The organism is Bacillus sp. NH11B, from assembly GCF_001884205.1.
Lineage (GTDB): Bacteria > Bacillota > Bacilli > Bacillales > Bacillaceae_G > Bacillus_A > Bacillus_A proteolyticus.
This window is the reverse complement of record NZ_MAOG01000148.1, coordinates 1-4513: the sequence shown is the minus strand read 5'-3', so window position 1 is coordinate 4513 and position 4513 is coordinate 1. Positions and strand designations below refer to the sequence as shown.

The window sequence follows — 4513 nt, the reverse complement described above, 5'->3', positions numbered from 1 at the left end:
ATTTGTTTCTCCTCTATAATTTTCTTTAGTATCAGGATCATAAAAATGAGATTTCCATCCGCCTTTAAAAACACCGCCTATTCCTGTTCCGCCATCGTTAAATTCTGCATTATAATCTGCATCATATAATCCTTTAGAAAATAGATTTTTATATTGCGGATAATTTAAAAAGTCCACAGCCTGCTTATTTGCTTCAACATTAGATTCTGTTTTCATAATTTCAATAGCTTGTTTTGCAATCCATAAATGTGTACTTTTATCAGAATGATACGGAGCTTCTGCAGACCATCGAGCGGTAATAGGATCATTCTCAGTTAAATCAATTTGATCGAGATGAGCATAACTACTTTGAGGAGTTACTCCTAAAATAGTTAAAGTCATTCCAGCTATACATAGTGTTGATGTGATTTTTTTCATTTTTTATTCCTTTCTAAATATGAAGATATAAGTATTATAAATACATCAATATCATGAAGATACAGGAAAATCCTAATATGTAATATTGCATATTAATAAAGTTATATAAATATATATAACTTAAAAATCACTATAACGAACATGCAGGTTTCCTTTTTTATTTGTTAGTTTTCTCAGTAAAGTAGACTACATATCAACCTCAGATACTTGTTTTATGATACAAGTAATCAAACAAAAGGAGGGCCATACAAAATGATTACACCATTATTAACAGGGCACGCATTTAAGTACAGGAGATTATTAGCAGGTGGAGAAAATGTTGAAGATGTACAGACAGATAAACATATTCCATATGAACAAAATGAATTGCAGCAAACCCTAGAAAAGTATGATTCGAAGGAGTTGAGGTATAAAAAGAAAATAGATAAATTGACAAGAGAAAAGCACTTTGTGTATATCACAGGTGTTTTTTATTTTCATTTTGATAGGGCTTGAATTAAATTTCCATGTTTTTTTGCATCCATTCAATACTACATATGTAGTATTGAAGTTATTAATAATAAAATGTATTATAGATAAGCGCAATTTATAATTCAAGTAAGCCGGAATGTGTATTCGTAGTAAATGTAATATTCAGAAGTAATAGTATCGTATGGAAAATGAGGTGGAATTAATAGAAACGTAACATATTAAATGATATGGATTGTATAGTTTAAATGACTTTTATAGTAGAGAAGAAGCTTTTAAGAAGGTCATAAACAAAGAAATATTGCTTTATATTGAAAAAAATAAAAGCGCTTTATACAAAAGATAAGGGGACTTCATAAAGATTCGTTTTGTAATGAAAGCGAATTAAAGGTTAGATTAGGAATAATAGAATTCCCTAGTGACGAAAGTTATTCTGAAAAGAAGGTGAAATCTTTTTTGGTTTCACGGCATTTCCATTAGAAAGCGCCAACTAAAGAGGACAGTTGATTTTAAAAATTATAAATCGGTGAAGAAGAGGCTTATTTGTTAATAAGTATACTTAAGTACAGAAACTTATTAATCTTTAATTTATTAAACTATTTTTGAATAACATATATCAGATACTTGAAAACGCACAAACCTTAATATTTTCATTATTTAATAAAAATATTAAGATTCTTAGGAACAATACGTAAAGATTAGTAGCGAAAATAAACACGGAGGTTTGAAAAATGGAACAAGGAAGCAGGTTTCAAGCAAAACAACAAAATCGTCGTCATAAGGGGATATTTAATATCGCATTTAGTGTGGTATTATTAACAGTTGGTATAGTGACGTATCAGTTGTTTTTCACTTCTGATACATCAAAGAAAGCAATTGCTCAAGAAAAGAAAGCAACAAAGATAGAAGAGAAGAAGAACGAAGATAAAGAAGCAGTAAAGGTAGAAGAAAAGAAAAACAAAGATAAAGAAGCAGTAAAGGTAGAAGAAAAGAAAAACAAAGATAAAGAAGCAGCAAAGATAGAAGAAAAGAAAAACGAAGATAAAGAAGCAGCAAAGATAGAAGAAAAGAAAAACGAAGATAAAGAAACAGCACATTTAGAAGAGAAACAAAAAGTAGAAGAACTTGTAAAAACGAAAGAAAATGAAAATAAAGAGGGAGAAAAAACGATATCTCAAGAAAAGGGTTCTCAAACTAATTCTTCTTGGAAGGCAATTGGTACAGAGCAAGGAGCAAAACCTGCAATGCAATTTAAAGAAGGAACAGTAGATTGGAATGAGATGAAAAAAGCAATTTCTTATGCTGTTGATGTTCCAGAGAGTCAATTGATTTTTGATTTTATTGGGAATAATGGTAATAATAAAGCCTACGGTAATGTACGAGATAAGCAAAGTAATAAAAAATATAAGGTTGATATTGATTGGGTAGAGAATCAGGGGTGGAAACCAGTATCTGTTCAAGTGGTAAAATAAATAAGCAAAATCTAAATGCTATCCTCTCTTGTTGTGAGCGACTAAGCTATTATAGTCTAGATAAGATAAACTTGGTTCTATATGATGTTTTAGTTGACGCTCCCACCCCTAAAGGGGCAAGCTGACTAACATCATTGGTGTTCTTGCTACCAAAGGCGAAGTCCATTTCTGGTATCGCTGACGTACAAGGTTGCGGTGTGTCATCACCACTCTCACGACAGACCGTATAGGCTCGTGTTCAGGTGTTTTAGCGTCTCGTTCTTGACGACACATATCATTTTACTGATAGCATGAGAAATATACATAAAAATAAAAGGACAATGAATGTATTTATATCGTGCCGTTGATTCTGAAGGAAACACGATTGACTTTTATTTGAGTAAATCTAGAAATCATAAGGCTGCAAAGCGCTTTTTTAAGAAAGCTTTGTAGTCTTTTCATGTTTCAAAGCCTCGTGTTATAACAGTCGATAAGAGTCCTGCTTATCCAATTGCTATCGAACAGTTGAAGGAAGAAAAAAGGATATCAATGGGCACCAAAACCCGAAGGATAAAATATTTAAATAACATAGTAGAACAAGATCATCGTTTTATTAAAAAACGTATACGCTCTATTTTGGGATTTAAATCATACAAAACATCAGCTTCTATATTGAGTGGTATTGATGCCATGCATATGCCCAAAAAAGAACAAATTGATTTGCAGGACCAGTCTGTCCAAAATCAGAATATTTTTATCAACTGGCTGTTTGGATTAACTGTTTAACAGGTGATTCAGTTGAGGAATTCTTGATACTTTTTTACTTATCATTTTTTACACCAGAACTGTACATTCTATCAATAAGAGAAATATGTAATTATGCATATCTGTTTATATTTAGATAGTATCAAAATATAATTAAAAGGTTTTTAATGGAGTGATAAGGAGATGCGAGTATGAAGAGAATCATAGGACTTATAGTATCATTATTTTTATTATTTTCTACTTATGCACCAACGTTTACAGAAGCAGCCGAAGCTTTAAATAAAGTAGGCTGGGTTAGGAAAGTAGAGAGCCTGCTCGTAATGAGTAGACCTTTTTTTATAACGTTTCTTTATAGGAAACCTTTTACATATTCGTTATAGATCATACTCACAATGTAAGTCCTTGATACGTCTGTAAAAACGTATCAAAAGTGTACTTTTTAATTAATTTAGCATATGTCTCTTTTTTGGGGGAATAAGCAAAAACACCTAGTTTAAAAATTTTCACAACAGAAACAGATAACCTGATAAAGTATTAGTTACTGTGTATGTAATTATAATAAAAGAGCCTTCCCAAATGGTGTTTTTTTATAGTTTAGCTTATACGATTTTAGGAAATTAATAGCATTGTATAACGCTATTGTTTACCTAATTTCCAATGAATGGATGTGGTTGTAGGTGACTAAAACTTTTAATAAAAATAGTCGTTATATGGTTGGATTAGATAGTCTAAGGGGCCTAGCTATACTAGGTGTTATTTTGTATCATATTAATTTTAATTGGATGCCTGGAGGGTTTTTAGGGGTTACTGTATTTTTTGTACTCTCAGGTTATTTAATTACAGATATTCTAGCGATGGAGTGGAAGAGAAATAAGAGAATTGATTTGAAGAAATTCTGGCTTAGTAGAGCAAGGAGATTACTTCCAGGAATGTTTGTTATGCTCGTTATAACGTTGGCATGGATTACGATTTTTCATAGCTCTTTACTTGAAACAATGCGTGGAGATTCATTAGCGGCGTTATTTTATGTTAGTAACTGGTGGTATATTTATCATAAATTATCGTACTTTGATAATTTTAACCAGCTTTCTCCATTGAATCATTTTTGGTCGTTAGCAGTTGAGGAACAATTCTATGTTGTCTGGCCGTTTATCATTAGTTTAGGACTTTACCACATAAAAAAACAATCCCGTATGATTTTATTGATTTGTCTGGGAGCTGTTGCTTCAGCTTTAGCAATGGCAATTTTGTATGAACCTGGAGCTGATCCGAGTAGAATTTATTATGGCACAGATACGAGGGCCTTTTCTTTACTTATTGGAGCGGCACTTGCCTTAATTTGGCCAAGCAATAGGCTTGCAAATAAAATTATTCCAAGGGCGCGTCTCATTCTTGATGTAGTGGGAGGAACT

At 31.9% G+C, this 4513-nt stretch carries 3 protein-coding genes and 4 pseudogenes; 6 read left to right on the top strand and 1 reads right to left on the bottom strand.

From position 1 onward, the window contains the following. A pseudogene (locus tag BAU27_RS30040) lies at window positions 1–417 on the bottom strand (zinc dependent phospholipase C family protein); the annotation flags it as partial. Window positions 418–669: 252 nt separating this feature from the next. Here BAU27_RS30040 and BAU27_RS33160 point away from each other — a divergent pair. The 6 genes and pseudogenes from BAU27_RS33160 to BAU27_RS30010 all read left to right on the top strand — a co-directional run. Next, window positions 670–819 (top strand): annotated as a pseudogene (locus BAU27_RS33160) (histidine kinase); the annotation flags it as partial. Between the two features lie 301 nt (window positions 820–1120). After that, a pseudogene (locus tag BAU27_RS30030) lies at window positions 1121–1356 on the top strand (sodium:proton symporter); the annotation flags it as partial. 260 nt (window positions 1357–1616) lie between these two features. Continuing rightward, a complete protein-coding gene (locus BAU27_RS30025; RefSeq protein WP_071772994.1) occupies window positions 1617–2357 on the top strand; it encodes a YrrS family protein in 741 nt (246 codons plus the stop codon). A gap of 294 nt (window positions 2358–2651) precedes the next feature. Further along, window positions 2652–3122, top strand: a pseudogene (locus BAU27_RS30020) (IS6 family transposase); the annotation flags it as partial. Between the two features lie 170 nt (window positions 3123–3292). Continuing rightward, window positions 3293–3481 carry a hypothetical protein gene (locus BAU27_RS30015; RefSeq protein ID WP_071745407.1) on the top strand — a complete coding sequence of 63 codons (189 nt, stop codon included), beginning with the start codon at window positions 3293–3295 and terminating at the stop codon, window positions 3479–3481. Between the two features lie 297 nt (window positions 3482–3778). Then, the coding region (locus tag BAU27_RS30010) for an acyltransferase family protein (RefSeq protein ID WP_139254711.1) at window positions 3779–4513 on the top strand (735 nt) is incomplete at its 3' end.